The following is a 14,794-nucleotide window of genomic DNA, read 5'->3' on the forward strand; positions in this document are numbered from 1 at the left end:
GCCAGTCGCTCCGGGCGATGACCTCGTAGGTGTTCTCGATGTCGGTGTCGATCGCCTTGAGTCCGTACGCGTCGGGTGCGGGTGCGGCGGCGGGGGAGAGCGTGTCGTGAACACGGGTGACGAAAAGGGCTAGCCGCGTGGCTGTTCGTCCTTGTCGGCCGCGCTCTGACGGTGGGCCTGCCGGCCGTCCGTGATGCGGGCCTCGGCCCGCTCCCAGGTTCTGCGATCACCCGTGGGTGCATGGCGCCGCAGGTCCTGCGTTTCGCACAGCAGTTGGCGCAGGTCGGACAGGCCACCGGCCACCGCGCCCGCCGTACGGGCCTGCACCAGGACGTTGCCGAGCGCCGCGGCCTCGGCCGGGCCGGCCACCACGGGGAGCCCGCAGGCATCCGCCGTCAGCTGGCACAGCAGCTCGTTGTGGGCGCCGCCGCCGACGATGTGCACGGCCTCGACCGTACGGCCGGAAAGCCGCTGGGCGTCCATGAGCGCGCGGCGGTGGGCCAGGGCCAGGGAGTCCAGCACGCAGCGGGTGGTCTCGGCCGCGTCGCGCGGCGCAGGCTGGCCGGTGCGGCGGCAGGCCTCGGCGATCCGCTCCGGCATCCGGCCCGGCGCGATGAACTCCGGATCGCCCGCGTCCACGACGGAGCGAAGGGGAGCGGACTCGGCGGCGCGGCGCAGCAGTTCGCCCAGCTCGTACGTCCGGCCCTGCGACTCCCAGGCCCGCAGGCACTCCTGGAGCAGCCACAGGCCCATGATGTTGCGCAGGTAGCGGACGGTGCCGTCCACGCCCAGCTCGTTGGTGAAGTTGGCGCGGCGGCTGTCCTCGGTGAGGACGGGCGCATCCAGTTCGAGCCCGGCCAGCGACCACGTGCCGGTGGCGATGTACGCGAAGCGGTCGCCGCGCGCGGGCACCCCCGCCACGGCGGACGCGGTGTCGTGCGACCCGACGGCGGTCACGGGCACGGGCCCCTCGAGCCCCGTCTCGGCCAGCACCTCGGGCAGCAACTGCCCTGCCCGGTCGCCGGGCCGGCGCAGGGGCGCGAAGAGTGAGAGGTCGATCCCGAGGGTGTCGGCGACGGGCCGGGCCCAGTCGCGGGTGCGCGGGTCGATCAGCTGGGTGGTGGAGGCGTTGGTCAGCTCGGTGCCGACCTCTCCCGTCAGCCAGTACGAGACGAGGTCCGGGATCATCAGCAGCCTGCGGGCCGCGCCCAGCGCGGGTGTGCCCTGGGCGGCGACCAGTTGATAGACGGTGTTGAAGGGGAGGTACTGCAGCCCGGTGGCCGCGTACAGAGCGGTGGGCGGCAGCGCCCCGGCGACCTTCGCGGTGGCGCTCTCCGTACGGCCGTCCCGGTAGTGCACGGGGTTGCCGATGAGCGCGCCGTCCGCGTCGAGGAGGCCGTAGTCCACGGCCCAGGAATCGATACCCACGCTCGCCGGGGGGCCGCCCGCGAACCGGCCTGCGGCCCGCAGACCTTCGAGCACGCCGCGGTACAGGGCGAGGATGTCCCAGTGCAGGGTGGAGCCGACCCGTACGGGAGTGTTGGGGAAGCGGTGCACTTCCGTCAGGTCGAGCGTTCCGGCTCCCACCCGGCCCACCATGACGCGGCCGCTGGACGCGCCCAGGTCGACGGCGGCGAAGGGGCGGGGATCGGTCGGTGCCACGTCTTGTCAGTCCTTCGTGAGGGTTCGTACGAGCCGGGTTGTGGTGCGGGCGTCACGCCTGCCCGCACCACGGCGGAACGACTCTCCGCGGGCGGCGCGGGTGGTGACCCGTCGGCCTGCCGCGGTGCCGGGCGGCGGCGCGGCAGGGCGACCGCCCCGCAACACGCCGCACGCGCGAGCGCTACCGCAGGAACGCCGCCGCGACCCCCGCGTCGACCGGCACATGGAGCCCCGTCGTATGACTCAGGTCCCCGCCGGTCAGGGCGAACACGGCGTTGGCGACATGCTCAGGAAGCACCTCCCTCTTCAGCAGGGTCCGCTGGGCGTAGAACTCGCCCAGCTTCTCCTCCTCCACGCCGTACACGGCCGCCCGCTTCGCCCCCCAGCCGCCGGCGAAGATGCCGGAACCGCGCACCACCCCGTCGGGGTTGATGCCGTTGACCCGGATGCCGTGCTCGCCCAGCTCGGCGGCCAGCAGCCGGACCTGGTGGGCCTGGTCGGCCTTGGTCGCTCCGTACGCGATGTTGTTCGGGCCCGCGAACACGCCGTTCTTGGAGGCGATGTAGACGATGTCGCCGCCGATGCCCTGCGCGGTCATCACCCGCGCCGCCTCGCGGGAGACGAGGAAGGACCCGCGGGCCATGATGTCGTGCTGGAGGTCCCAGTCCTTCGCCGTGGTCTCCAGCAGCGGCTTGGAGATGGAGATCCCCGCGTTGTTGACCACCAGGTCGACGCCGCCGAAGGCGAGCGACGCGGCGGCGAAGGCGGCGGCGATCTGCTCCTCGGAAGTGACGTCCACGGTCACCGCGACCGCCTTGTCGGGCCCGCCCAGCTCCTCGGCCACCGCAGCAGCGCTGTCCGCGTCGAGGTCGGCGACCACGACGCACGCGCCCTCGGCGACCAGCCGGTGCGCGATGGCCTTGCCGATGCCGGACCCGGCCCCCGTCACCAGCGCGACCCGGGTCGCCAGCGGCTCGGGCGGCGGCATCCGGCGGAGCTTGGCCTCCTCCAGCTCCCAGTACTCGATGCGGAACTTCTCGGACTCCTCGATGGGCGCGTACGAGGAGACGGCCTCGGCCCCGCGCATCACGTTGATCGCATTGACGTAGAACTCGCCCGCCACACGCGCGGTCTGCTTGTCCTTGCCGAAACTGAACATGCCGACGCCCGGGACGAGGACGATGGCCGGGTCCGCGCCGCGCATGGCGGGGGAGTCGGCGTCGGCGTGCCGCTCGTAGTACGCGCGGTAGTCCTCGCGATAGGCGGCGTGCAGCTCCTTCAGCCGCGCGACCGCCTCATCCAGCGGGACGCCGGCCGGCAGGTCGAGGACCAGTGGACGGACCTTCGTCCGCAGGAAGTGGTCGGGGCAGGAGGTACCGAGCGCGGCGAGCCGCGGGTGCTCGGCGCGCGCCAGGAAGTCCAGTACGACATCGGAGTCGGTGAAGTGGCCCACCTGCGGGCGGTCGGTGGAGGCCAGACCACGGACGACGGGGGCGAGCGCGGCGGCGCGGGCCCGGCGCTCGGCTTCGGCCGGCGCCCCGTACCCGTCGAGTACCGACCCGAAGGGTTCTGCCCTGCCGCGCTCGGCGAGGTACGCCTCCGCGGTGCGGATGATGTGCAGGGAGTTGCTCTCGCACTCCTCGGAGGACGCGCCCCAGGCGGTGATGCCGTGGCCGCCGAGTACGCAGCCGATGGCCTCGGGGCGGGCGGCCATGACGGCCGCGATGTCCAGGCCGAGCTGGAAGCCGGGGCGGCGCCACGGCACCCACACGACCTGGTTGCCGAAGCACTCCTTGGTCAGCGCCTCGCCGTCCGCGGCGCAGGCGAGCGCGATACCGGAGTCGGGGTGGAGATGGTCGACGTGGGCGGCCTCGACGAGGCCGTGCATCGCGGTGTCGATGGACGGCGCGGCGCCCCCCTTGCCATGCAGGCAGTAGTCGAAGGCCGCGACCATCTCGTCCTCGCGGTCCACACCCGGGTACACCCCGGTCAGCGCGCGCAGCCGGTCCAGCCGCAGCGCGGCGAGCCCGTCGGCCCTGAGCGTGCCCAGGTCGCCGCCCGAACCTTTGACCCACATCAGCTCGATGTCGCCGCCGGTCACGGGATCGGTGGCGGTGCCCTTCGCGGAGGTGTTGCCGCCCGCGTAGTTGGTGTTGCGGGCATCCGCACCGAGTCGGTGGGATCGAGCGAGCAGCTCCGCCACGCGCTCGTGAGGTGCGTCTGTCATCACTTGCTTCCTTCGAGTTTCGTCATGGCTTCCTGCCGATGGGGGGCGGCGGGCTCGCATCGCCGGGCTGCGCCGCGCGCGGCGCTACGCCCCCCAGCCCGCCTGGGTGCCGCCGACCCGCTCGGCGACGATCTTCTCCGCCCAGCCGGAACGTCGGTACGCCGCGATCGGGTCCGGGTCGAGTTCCAGCTCCTCGCGCACCTCGGCCAGCAGTGGCCGGACATCCGTGTTGTACGCGTCCATCAGGACGGCGTTCGCCGCCAGCACGTCCCCGGAGCGCTGCGCAGCGCCGAGCGCCTCACCGTCCACGAGCAGCGCCTTCGCCGTCGCCTCCTGGACGTTCATCACGGAGCGGATGATGGCCGGGATCTTCGCCTCGATGTTGTGGCACTGGTCGAGCATGAAGGCCACGTCGGGTGTGAAGCCGCCGCCGCGGATCACCTCGTACATGATGCGGAACAGCTGGAAGGGGTCGGCCGCGCCGACCATCAGGTCGTCGTCCGCGTAGAAGCGGGAGTTGAAGTCGAACGCGCCGAGCCTCCCCTCGCGCAGCAGCAGCGCGACGATGAACTCGATGTTGGTGCCGGGCGCGTGGTGGCCGGTGTCCACCACGACCTGCGCCTTGGGGCCGAGCTTCAGGCAGTGCGCGTACGCGGTGCCCCAGTCGGGGACGTCGGTCGCGTAGAAGGCGGGCTCGAAGAGCTTGTACTCCAGCAGCATCCGCTGGTGCTCGCCCAGCCGCTCGTACACCGCGGCCAGGGCCTCGGCCAGCCGGTCCTGACGGGCCCGGATGTCGTCCTGGCCGGGGTAGTTGGTGCCGTCCGAGAACCACAGTTTGAGGTCGCGCGAGCCGGTCGCATCCATGATGTCGACGCACTCCAGCAGGTGCCCCAGGGCCTTGCGGCGGACGGCCGGGTCGGGGTTGGTGACCGAGCCCAGCTTGTAGTCGTCGTCCTGGAAGACGTTGGAGTTGATCGCGCCGAGCCGAAGTCCGAGCCCCTGCGCGTACTTGGCGAGGTCCGCGTAACCATCGGAGCCCTCGACCTTGTCCCAGGGGATGTGCAGGGCGACGGTCGGGGCGACGCCGGTGTGCTGGTGGACGCGCGCCGCGTCGTCCAGCTTCTCCCGCGGGGTGCGCGGCACCCCGGGCTGCGCGAACACCTTGAAGCGCGTGCCGGAATTGCCGTACGCCCATGACGGCGTCTCGATGGCCTGGGTCTTGAGGGCCGCCTTCACAGCGGATACGGCAGTCATGGATCAGCGCTCCCGGGGGCCGAGCAGATGGGTGAATCGTTTCATCGAGGTGAAGCTATGACCACCTAGCGGGCATGTCAAGGGATTGAGTCGGTTCAGAGGTTTCATGGGCTGACCCATTGACGGCGTGGGTGTTGCGCGTCTAGCTTCCGTGAAACTTAGTTGAAACCTTTCACGGCGCCTTCGAGGCGTACCTTCCACGGAGCATCCATGAACCAGCCCGACACGGGCCCGGCCCCCGTCCTGGCCCTGACGGACGTGTCCAAGTCCTTCGGTGCCGTACGGGCCCTGCAGGACGTCTCCCTGCAACTGCTCCCGGGCGAGGTCCACGCGCTCGCGGGGGAGAACGGTGCGGGCAAGTCTACGCTCATCAAGACGCTGGCCGGGGTGCACCGGCCGGACTCCGGCCAGGTGATGCTCGACGGGAAGCCGGTCGTCTTCAACGGCCCGGCCGACGCCCGCGACGCCGGCATCGCCGTCATCTACCAGGAGCCCACGCTCTTCCCCGACCTGTCGATCGCCGAGAACATCTTCATGGGCCGTCAGCCGCGCGCCTCACTCGGCCGGATCGACCGCAGGGCCGTGCGCGAGGCGACGGCCGCCCTGATGACCCGGCTCGGCGTCGACCTCGACCCGGAACGGCTCGCCCGTGGGCTGTCCATCGCCGACCAGCAGATCGTCGAGATCGCCAAGGCGCTCTCCTTCGACGCCCGCGTCCTGATCATGGACGAGCCCACCGCCGCCCTCACCGGCAGCGAGACCGCCCGTCTCTTCTCGGTCGTCAGGACGCTGCGCGCCTCCGGCGCCGCCGTTCTGTTCATCTCGCACCGCCTCGAGGAGATCTTCGGGCTCTGCCAGCGCGTGACGACGCTGCGGGACGGCCGCTGGGTCGCCTCCGAGCCCCTGGACGGTCTCACCGAGGACGACCTCGTACGCCGCATGGTCGGCCGCGACCTCGACGAGCTCTACCCCAAGCAGGCCACGACCGTCGGCGAGACCGCCCTGTCGGTGCGGCGGCTCACCCGTGAAGGTGTCTTCCGGGACGTCTCGTTCGAGGTGCGGCGCGGCGAGATCGTGGCGCTCGCCGGGCTGGTCGGCGCGGGCCGCTCCGAGGTCGTCCAGGCCGTCTTCGGCGTGGACAAGGCTGACGCGGGCGAGGTGTACGTGAACGGCACGCCGCTGCGGGCCGGTTCACCGACTGCCGCCATGGACGCCGGAGTTGCCCTCGTACCGGAGGACCGGCGCCAGCGCGGGCTCGTCATGGAGATGTCCATCGAGCGCAACATCGGCCTCACCGGGCTCGGCAGCCTGGGCAGCGGCGGCATGGTGCGCCGCACCCTGGAGCGCGGGCGGGCCGCCGACTGGGCGGTGAAGCTCCAGCTCAAGTACAACAAACTCTCCGACACGGTCGGGGTGCTGTCCGGCGGCAACCAGCAGAAGGTCGTCCTCGCCAAGTGGCTGGCCACCGACCCGGCCGTGCTCATCGTCGACGAGCCCACGCGCGGCATCGACGTCGGCACCAAGGCCGAGGTCCACCGGCTGCTGTCCTCGCTCGCCGCAGAAGGCCTCGCCGTGCTGATGGTCTCCTCCGACCTGCCCGAGGTGCTCGGCATGGCCGACCGCGTGCTGGTCATGCACGAGGGCCGACTGGTGGCGGAGATCCCCCGTGAGGAGGCCACCGAGGAGACGGTCATGGCCGCGGCCACGGGTCGCCCCACCGGCAAGGAGAAGGCGGCATGACAGTCGAGCCAGGCCTCAGCGGGCGCCCCCGACACGGCGGCTCGCACGACACACACGAAAGGACAGCGGCGTGACGGCCACCCTCGAATCTCCGCCGGCCGCGCCGGAGGCGGACCGCCGATCCGCGCGCTCGCTCATGGATCTGGTCCTCCGTGCCCGTGAGTTGAGCATCGGCGGCGCGCTCGTCGTGCTGATCCTCGGCACCTGGATATCCAACCCGTCCTTCCTGGACGACCAGGGCATCAAGGACCTGCTCCTCAACTCCTCGATCCTCGTCCTGCTCGCCGTCGGCCAGTCCGTCGTCGTCATCACCCGCAACATCGACCTGTCCGTCGGCTCCGTGGTCGGGCTCACCGCCTTCGCCTGCGGCAGCTTCGTCTCGGGCACGGACCACAGCGCGCTGACCGTCGTCCTGCTCGGCATCGGACTCGGCGTCCTGTGCGGCCTGGTCAGCGGGCTGCTGGTCAGCTTCGGCCGGGTCCCCGCGCTGGTCGTCACCCTCGGCATGCTCTACGTCATCCAGGGCATCGACCACGCCTGGGCGCACGGCGAACAGATCAACGCCGCCGACGTCCCCGACGACGTGCTCGGCCTCGGCAGCGGCAGTGTCCTCGGCATCCCGTATCTGCCGCTGATCTCCGCCGCCGTCCTGGTCGGCACCGCCTACTACCTGCGGACCTACCGCAGCGGCCGGGAGCTGTACGCGATCGGGTCCAACCCCGAGGCCGCCCGCCTGGCCGGTATCCCCATCCGCCGCCGCGTGCTCGCCGCGTACGCCTTCTCCGGCGCCGTCGCCGGTCTTGCCGGTGCGCTGTGGCTCGCCCGCTTCGGCACGGTCGTCGCCGACGCCGCGAACGGCTGGGAGCTGACCGTCGTCAGCTCGGTCGTCGTCGGCGGCATCGCCATCACCGGTGGCGTCGGCACGGTCTGGGGCGCGGCGCTCGGCGCGCTGCTGCTCACCACGATGGGCAGCGCCCTCGTCGTCCTGAAGGTTGACTCCTTCTGGCAGCAGGCCATCACCGGTGTGCTGCTGCTCGCGGCCATCACCACCGACCGCATCGTGAACCTGCGCACCACCAGCGCGCTGAGGAAGAGGAGCCGACGATGAACACCCTCGTCAAATACCTGCGCTGGGACACCGTCGTCGGCGTGCTCCTGATCGCCGTCTTCCTCGCCGGATCCGGTACGACGGAGGGCTTCGCGGACACCGCCAACCTCTCCGCCGCCCTCGACGACACCGCCGAAATCGCCCTGATCGCATTGCCGATGACCCTGCTCGTCGTCGCGGGACAGGTCGACCTCTCCGTGGCCTCCATGCTCGGACTCTCCAGTGCGCTCGCAGGCTCGCTGTGGGAGGCCGGCTGGACCTTCGAGACGATCGTGCCCCTGTGCCTGCTCGTCGGCGCGCTCGGCGGCCTCCTCAACGGGTGGCTCGTCACCCGTGTCGGGCTGCCCTCGCTCGCCGTCACCATCGGCACGCTCACTCTCTACCGGGGCCTGGCCTCCGTCGTCCTCGGGGACAAGGCGGTCGCCGACTTCCCCGAGACGTACTCCCGGTGGGCCACCTACACCCAGACCGTGCCCGGCACCTTCATCCCGTACCCCGTCGCCCTGTTCGGCGTCCTGGCCGTCATCACCGCCGTCGTCCTGCACTGCACGGCCTTCGGGAGGTCGCTGTACGCGATCGGCGCGCAGGAGGACGCGGCCTACTTCGCCGGCATCCGGGTCAAGCGCATCAAACTGGTGCTGTTCGTCCTCGCGGGCTTCGTGGCCTCCTTCGCCGGGATCGTCTTCACCCTGCGGTACGGCAGTGCCCGCGCCGACAACGGGGTCGGACTCGAACTGGTCGTCATCGCCTCGGTGCTGCTCGGCGGCGTCGACTTCGACGGCGGGCGGGGCACCCTCGGCGGCGCGGTCGCCGGTGTGCTGCTGATCGGCCTGCTGAACAACCTCCTCACCCTCAACGACGTGTCCAACGAGATCCAGGTCATCGTCACCGGCCTGCTGCTCGTGGCCTCCGTCCTCACCCCGCGGGTCGTCGCCGCCGTCTCCGAGCGCCGCCACCGGCGCGCCGCGACCGCCTCCGCCTAGCTCCCCTTCCCTCCCTCAACTCCTGCCCTCCGAAAGGGACACCACCATGTCTGCGCACTCCCGCACGCGCCGCCGTGCCATCCTCACCACCACCGCTGCGGCCTGTGTCCTCGCCGTCACGCTGGCCGGCTGCTCGGGCACCACCAAGAACGACACCAAGAACGAGGCGAAGGAGGCGGCGAGCAGCGCCGAGGCCGACCCGAACGCGCCGCTGAAGAAGGGCCTCAAGCTCGCCTTTCTGCCGAAGCAGATCAACAACCCGTACGAGAAGATCGTCGACGACGCGGGGATCGGCGCGGCCAAGGAGTTCGGCGGCTCGGGCAAGGAGGTCGGACCCTCCGACGCCAAGGCCTCCTCCCAGGTCTCGTACATCAACACCCTCATCCAGCAGCGCCAGGACGCGATCCTCATCGCCGCCAACGACCCCAACGCGGTGTGCGGCCCGCTCAAGCAGGCCATGAAGCAGGACATCAAGGTCGTCGCCTACGACTCCGACACCGCCAAGGACTGCCGTCAGCTGTTCATCAACCAGGCCAGCTCCGAGGAGATCGGCCGCAGCCAGGTCCAGCACCTCGCCAAGCAGCTCGACTACAAGGGCGAGATCGCGATCCTCTCGGCCACCCAGAACGCGACGAACCAGAACACCTGGATCGGGTTCATGAAGGACGAGCTGAAGAAGCCCGAGTACAAGGGCCTGAAGCTGGTCAAGGTCGCCTACGGGGACGACGACGACCAGAAGTCGTTCCAGGAGACCCAGGGTCTGCTCAAGGCCTACCCGAAGCTGAAGGGCATCATCTCGCCCACCACCGTCGGCATCGCCGCCGCCTCGCGCTACATCAGCGACTCCAGCTACAAGGGCAAGGTCGTCATCAACGGCCTGGGCACGCCGAACCAGATGCGCAAGTACGTCAAGGACGGCACGGTCGAGCAGTTCTCCCTGTGGGACCCCAAGAAGCTCGGCTACCTCGGCTCGTACGCGGCCGCCGCTCTCGCCTCGGGCCAGATCACCGGTGCGGAGGGCGAGAAGTTCAAGGCCGGTGACCTCGGCGAGTACACCATCGGCAAGGACGGCGAGGTCATCCTCGGCCCGCCGACCGTCTTCGACAAGAACAACATCGACGACTTCGACTTCTGAGGTCCGGGATCGCTCGATGCAGCGCGTCTGCTTTCTGCTGAAGGTCCGGCAGGAGCGGCTGGAGGAGTACCGCGAGCGTCACGCGGCCGTATGGCCCGAGATGCTCGCGGCGCTCTCCGCCGCCGGCTGGCACAACTACTCGCTCTTCCTCCGGGAGGACGGCCTGCTCGTCGGCTACCTGGAGACCGAGGACTTCGCGGCTGCGCAGGCCGCCATGGCTGGCACGGACGTCAACACCCGCTGGCAGGCGGACATGGCGGGCTTCTTCGAAGCCCTGGACGGCGCCAAGCCGGACGAGGCGATGAAGCCGCTCACCGAAGTCTTCCACCTCGATCGACCGCAATGACCCGGCACAGGAGGGTATCGACCGTGACCGCAAGGACTCCCGCCACCGCACGCAGGCCGAAGATCGGGCTCGTCGCGGGCGGACTCGGCGCCTACTGGCCCCAGTTCCCCGACCTCCTCCCGCAGCTGCGGCGCTCCGCCGACCGCGTCACCGAGCGGATGCGGGAGTTCGACGCGGACGTCGTGGACGTGGGCTTCATCTCCGACGCCCAGGAGGGGGCCGCCGCGGCCGAGAAGCTCAGGGCCGAGGGCTGCGACCTGATCGTCGGCTTCCTCACCACCTATATGACCGCCACCATGCTGGTGCCCATTGCCCAGCGCAGCGGCGCCCCCGTACTCCTCATCAACCTCCAGCCCACGGAGGCCATGGACCACGCGTCCTTCGACACGGGCGCCTGGCTCGCCTACTGCGGCGCCTGCCCGCTCCCCGAAATGGCCGGCGCCTTCGAGCGCGCGGGAGTTCCCTTCCGCTCCGTCTCGGGACACCTGGAGGACGAGCGCGCCTGGCAGCGCATCGGGCGGTGGATCCGGGCCGCGGGCGTACGGTCGGTGCTGCGCCATGGACGGCACGGGCTGATGGGTCACCTCTACCCGGGCATGTACGACGTGTCCACCGACCTGACCATGGTCGCCGGCAACCTGGGCGGCCACGTCGAGGTCCTGGAGTTCGACGACCTGCGGGTGCGTGTCGAGAAGGCCGGGGAAGAGGAGGTCGAGGCCAAACTCGCCGAGGTCGGCGCGGTGTTCGAGCTGGCCGAGTCCGTTGTCCAGGACGACCTGGTCTGGGCCGCGCGGGTGTCCGTCGGACTCGACCGGCTCGTCGAGGACTTCGACCTGGACTCCCTGGCGTACTACCACCGCGGCCTCGACGGCGAGATCCACGAGCGGCTGGGTGCGGGCATGATCCTCGGCTCCTCCCTGCTGACCGCGCGAGGCGTGCCCACCTGCGGCGAGTACGAACTGCGCACCTCGCTCGCCATGTTGGTCGCGGAGCGGCTGGGGGCGGGCGGTTCGTTCACCGAGCTGCAGGCGCTCAACTTCCGTGACGGCGTGGTGGAGATGGGCCACGACGGCCCGGGACACCTCGCCATCAGCGAGCGGAAGCCGCTGTTGCGGGGCCTGGGTGTCTACCACGGCAAGCGCGGCTGGGGCGTCTCGGTCGAGTTCGACGTCAAGCACGGCCCGGTCACCCTCGTCGGGCTGGGCCAGTCCCGTGACGGCCGCTACCGGCTGATCGCCTCCGAGGGCGAGGTCGTCGCAGGTCCGCTGCTCCAGATCGGCAACACCACGTCGAGGGTGGACTTCGGGGCCGATCCGGGGGAGTGGACCGACGCCTGGAGCGCGAGCGGAGTCGGCCACCACTGGGCGCTGGCCACCGGCCGGCTGCTGCCCGAACTCCGGGCGCTGGCGGACCTCGCCGGTCTGGAACTGGTGGAAGTCACCGGCCGATGACACCCACGCCAGGAAGGCGCGGAGCACTCCGCTCATAATGGACAAGTACGCGCCGCGGGCGGTGACCGTCACCCCAGGGGCACCCTGCCGCTCGCACGATGCCCTCCGAGGCACAGAGGCGGTGGCTGACACATGTGCGCACACGCCCGGCCCGGCGGACAGTCGCCGGGGCCGTCCACAGCGGGCCACTACGGCGAGGCGGTGTTCCGGCCCGAGCAGCCGGGGGAGGACGACCGTATCGACCTCGGCGCGCTCGCCTACGATGACACCACGATGGCCCGGCTGCGGAGCCTGGGGGTCGGGCCGGGCTGGAACTGCCTCGACGTAGGAGCCGGCACCGGCACCGTCGCCCGGCGGCTGTTGCACGAGGCGGGTGTCGCGACCGTGCTCGCGGTCGACCGCGACGTACGTTTCCTCACCGCCCACCCCTTCCCCGGGCTCGGTGTCCTGGAGGCGGACATCAGCGCCCCGGGTTTCGACCCCGGCCGATTCCAGCTGGTCCACGCCCGATTCGTCCTGATGCACCTGCCTTCACGGCACCGCCTGATCGCCGCACTGGGTGAACTCCTGGCTCCCGGCGGGGTGCTGGTCCTCAGCGACGCCGTCGACCTGACCACCGCGACTGCGCCCACGACGCCGTACACCCGGGTCGTGCAGGCCATGTGGCAAGGGCTGCGGGACACGATCGGCACCGACGTCTCCTGGGTCCCCGAGTATCCACATCTGCTCCGCGCCGCGGGGCTCGCCTCCGTCGCCGCCGAGATCCAGGTACCGCCCCTGGTCCCCGGGAGCCCCATCAGCCGCTTCTGGGCCCGCAGCTGGGACCGGGCGAGGGAGGCGATCCTGGCCACCGGACTGGTGGACGACGCGACGGTCGACGCGGCGATCCGGTATCTCGACTCGCCCGACTGCGCTGCGCTGTCGCCCGGAATGATCACGGCCTGGGGATGGAGACCCCAGGAAGCCGTGCCAGGAGCGCCTGACACCCGGCCGCAGAGCTGATCGGTCAGGCTTCCAGGTCGTCGGCGAAGTGCCGGAACCCGCGCCGGTCCTGGTGGATGCTCCACAGAGTCTGTGCGAGCGTGGCCGGGTCCTTCCTCGGATGTCCGGGGATGATCGCGCCGGGGATGATGAGCTGCGCGACGTGGATGCCGTCGTCGGCCAGGGCGTCGTGCAGCATCTGGCCGTAGGCTCTCTCGGCGGCGAAGGCGACCGAGGTGCCGGCACGGTCGGGGTGAGGGACCGCGGCGGTGCCGCCGTTGACGAAGAGGATGGTGCCGCGGCCGAGGGCGCGCATGTCGGGCAGCACCTGGTGCACGGCGGCGACGGGGCCGTAGACGGAGAACTCGATCGGGCCCACGAGGTCGGAGGGAGTGGTCTCCAGGACCGGCCGCATGAAGTCCTTGTGCGGGACCGGGCTGTACTGCAGGACCTCGATCGGGCCCAGGGTCGCGGTCGCGGCGTCCAGGGCTGCCGCGAGGGCACTCGGATCGCGTACGTCGGCGGCGAAACCTCGCGCCGTCACGCCCTCGCCGGCCAGTCCGGCGGCGAGGGCGTCGGCCCGGCCCTGGTCGCGGGAGATGAGTGCTGCCTCGAAGCCCTCACGGCCGAACCGCCGTGCGGCGGCCGCTCCGAGGCCGGGGCCTGCTCCGATGATGGCCATGGTGGTCATGACTTCCTCCTTGGCGTGCGCCGATCAGGAACAGCGGCGCCGGGATGATTCCGAGGCAGCCGTACGCAGGGGAGCACGCCGGCCGCTCGACGCACGTGTCCGACGCGGCGGCCGTACTCCTCTTCGATGACGCGGGCGCTCCGTGCGTATGTCTTGCCCACGCTGCTGCGTCAGGGGCGAAGCAGAGCCTTGACGGCGCGGCGCTCGTCCATCGCACGGTGGCCACCGGCCACCTGGTCGAGCGGGAGAGTGAGGTAGAAGACCTTCATGTCGGGCAGGAAGCGGCGCAGCGGCGTCGGCCCGCCACACAGAGCGACGTGCGAGCGGAACAACTGCTCGCCGTCGATCGGCACGCCGTCGGGACGTCGACGAAGCCGAGGTTGTCGGCCGGGCAGAAGGAGCGCAGCGCCCGCTGCATCGACTCGGGGGTGCCGACGCACTCCAGCGCGAGCGGTGTCCGGCAATCACAGGACCACCCTCAGAGGCTCAGCACGATCGCGGACGCTATGCCGCCGAGGAACAGAGCGAAGGCGCCTTCGCGCCAGCCGCCCTTCCCCCAGCGGAAGGGGCGGTCCAGGGCGAGCCTCCCGGGGCCGATGGCCGCGATGCCGAGCGCGACGACCGCGATGCACAGGTTGTACTCCATGCCGCCATCCTGAGCCCACAGACCGTGTGCCGCAGTAACGGTCGCCATGGCGTTGATCATCACACCGATCACGGCAGCCGCTGCCAGTGGCGTGAACAGTCCCAGAGCCAGTCCGAGGCCCCCCAGGAACTCGGATCCACCGCCGATGACGGCGTAGACCTTCCCCGGGCGGTAACCCGTCGCGGCGAGCCATGCACCCGTGGCGGTGAGGCCGTCGCCACCGAACAGGCCGAAGAGCTTCTGGGCGCCGTGCCCTGCCATGAGCAGGCCGAACGTCACCCTGATAAGAAGCAGACCGCAGTCGGCGGCGGACACTGCGGGCCGCGCCGAAGCGGAGGCGGGTTCGGGGGAGGCGCGAAGTTGTTCAGCGATGTACTTCACCGGGGGCTCTTCTCTGCTCCGAGGTCCCGCGGCGGTGCCGACCGACCACCGAGGAAACAGCAGGGCGGTTGTCTGGTCACCATGGCGCCTTCAAGGGCATGCCATGCGTGGCGGACCGTGACACAGCCGCAGGACCACCGCCGGCGTTCTCGCATCGGGCCGGTCAGGCCGCCGGTCGTTGTCGTTATG

12 protein-coding genes and 1 pseudogene are annotated in these 14,794 nt (G+C 70.8%); 7 read left to right on the forward strand and 6 right to left on the reverse strand.

Annotation, left to right across the window (positions count from 1 at the left end):
- Positions 1–129: 129 nt before the first annotated feature.
- The 3 genes from OHA88_RS37855 to rhaI form a co-directional block, all read right to left on the reverse strand.
- A complete protein-coding gene (locus tag OHA88_RS37855) occupies positions 130–1,662 on the reverse strand; it encodes a rhamnulokinase (RefSeq protein ID WP_328628821.1) in 1,533 nt (510 codons plus the stop codon).
- 181 nt (positions 1,663–1,843) lie between these two features.
- Positions 1,844–3,889, reverse strand: a complete 2,046-nt coding sequence (locus OHA88_RS37860) for a bifunctional aldolase/short-chain dehydrogenase (protein ID WP_328628822.1) — start codon at positions 3,887–3,889, stop codon at positions 1,844–1,846.
- An 84-nt stretch (positions 3,890–3,973) separates the two neighbouring features.
- Positions 3,974–5,143: an L-rhamnose isomerase gene (gene rhaI, locus OHA88_RS37865; protein ID WP_328628823.1), complete on the reverse strand. Its 1,170-nt coding sequence runs from the start codon at positions 5,141–5,143 to the stop codon at positions 3,974–3,976.
- Positions 5,144–5,353: 210 nt separating this feature from the next.
- Between rhaI and OHA88_RS37870 the strand changes: the two genes are divergently transcribed.
- The 7 genes from OHA88_RS37870 (at position 5,354) to OHA88_RS37900 (ending at position 12,908) form a co-directional block, all read left to right on the forward strand.
- Complete coding sequence (locus OHA88_RS37870) at positions 5,354–6,883, forward strand: sugar ABC transporter ATP-binding protein (RefSeq protein ID WP_328628824.1); 1,530 nt, start codon at positions 5,354–5,356, stop codon at positions 6,881–6,883.
- Between the two features lie 70 nt (positions 6,884–6,953).
- Positions 6,954–7,991: an ABC transporter permease gene (locus tag OHA88_RS37875; protein WP_328628825.1), complete on the forward strand. Its 1,038-nt coding sequence runs from the start codon at positions 6,954–6,956 to the stop codon at positions 7,989–7,991.
- A complete protein-coding gene (locus tag OHA88_RS37880; protein WP_328628826.1) occupies positions 7,988–8,974 on the forward strand; it encodes an ABC transporter permease in 987 nt (328 codons plus the stop codon). Before OHA88_RS37875 ends, OHA88_RS37880 begins: the two co-directional genes overlap by 4 nt.
- Before the next feature lie 46 nt (positions 8,975–9,020).
- Positions 9,021–10,109, forward strand: a complete 1,089-nt coding sequence (rhaS, locus tag OHA88_RS37885) for a rhamnose ABC transporter substrate-binding protein (RefSeq protein ID WP_328628827.1) — start codon at positions 9,021–9,023, stop codon at positions 10,107–10,109.
- A gap of 16 nt (positions 10,110–10,125) precedes the next feature.
- On the forward strand, positions 10,126–10,455 hold the full coding sequence (locus OHA88_RS37890; RefSeq protein WP_328628828.1) for an L-rhamnose mutarotase: 330 nt from the start codon (positions 10,126–10,128) through the stop codon (positions 10,453–10,455).
- A complete protein-coding gene (locus OHA88_RS37895; protein ID WP_328628829.1) occupies positions 10,452–11,906 on the forward strand; it encodes an L-fucose/L-arabinose isomerase family protein in 1,455 nt (484 codons plus the stop codon). Before OHA88_RS37890 ends, OHA88_RS37895 begins: the two co-directional genes overlap by 4 nt.
- Positions 11,907–12,038: 132 nt before the next feature.
- Positions 12,039–12,908 carry a methyltransferase domain-containing protein gene (locus OHA88_RS37900; protein ID WP_328628830.1) on the forward strand — a complete coding sequence of 290 codons (870 nt, stop codon included), beginning with the start codon at positions 12,039–12,041 and terminating at the stop codon, positions 12,906–12,908.
- 4 nt (positions 12,909–12,912) lie between these two features.
- On the opposite strand, the gene OHA88_RS37905 is transcribed toward OHA88_RS37900, so the two are convergent.
- The 3 genes and pseudogenes from OHA88_RS37905 to OHA88_RS37915 all read right to left on the reverse strand — a co-directional run bounded on the left by OHA88_RS37905 (position 12,913) and on the right by OHA88_RS37915 (position 14,596).
- The gene (locus OHA88_RS37905) at positions 12,913–13,578 is read right to left on the reverse strand and encodes an SDR family NAD(P)-dependent oxidoreductase (protein WP_267006520.1); all 666 of its coding nucleotides are present in this window, start codon (positions 13,576–13,578) and stop codon (positions 12,913–12,915) included.
- Between the two features lie 170 nt (positions 13,579–13,748).
- Positions 13,749–14,023 (reverse strand): annotated as a pseudogene (locus tag OHA88_RS37910) (IMP dehydrogenase); the annotation flags it as partial.
- Positions 14,024–14,056: 33 nt separating this feature from the next.
- Positions 14,057–14,596 (reverse strand): DoxX family protein, encoded by a 540-nt coding sequence (locus tag OHA88_RS37915; protein WP_328629891.1) that lies wholly within the window; start codon positions 14,594–14,596, stop codon positions 14,057–14,059.
- Positions 14,597–14,794: the final 198 nt, after the last annotated feature.

Origin of the sequence: Streptomyces sp. NBC_00353 (assembly GCF_036108815.1) — a bacterium.
GTDB lineage: Bacteria > Actinomycetota > Actinomycetes > Streptomycetales > Streptomycetaceae > Streptomyces.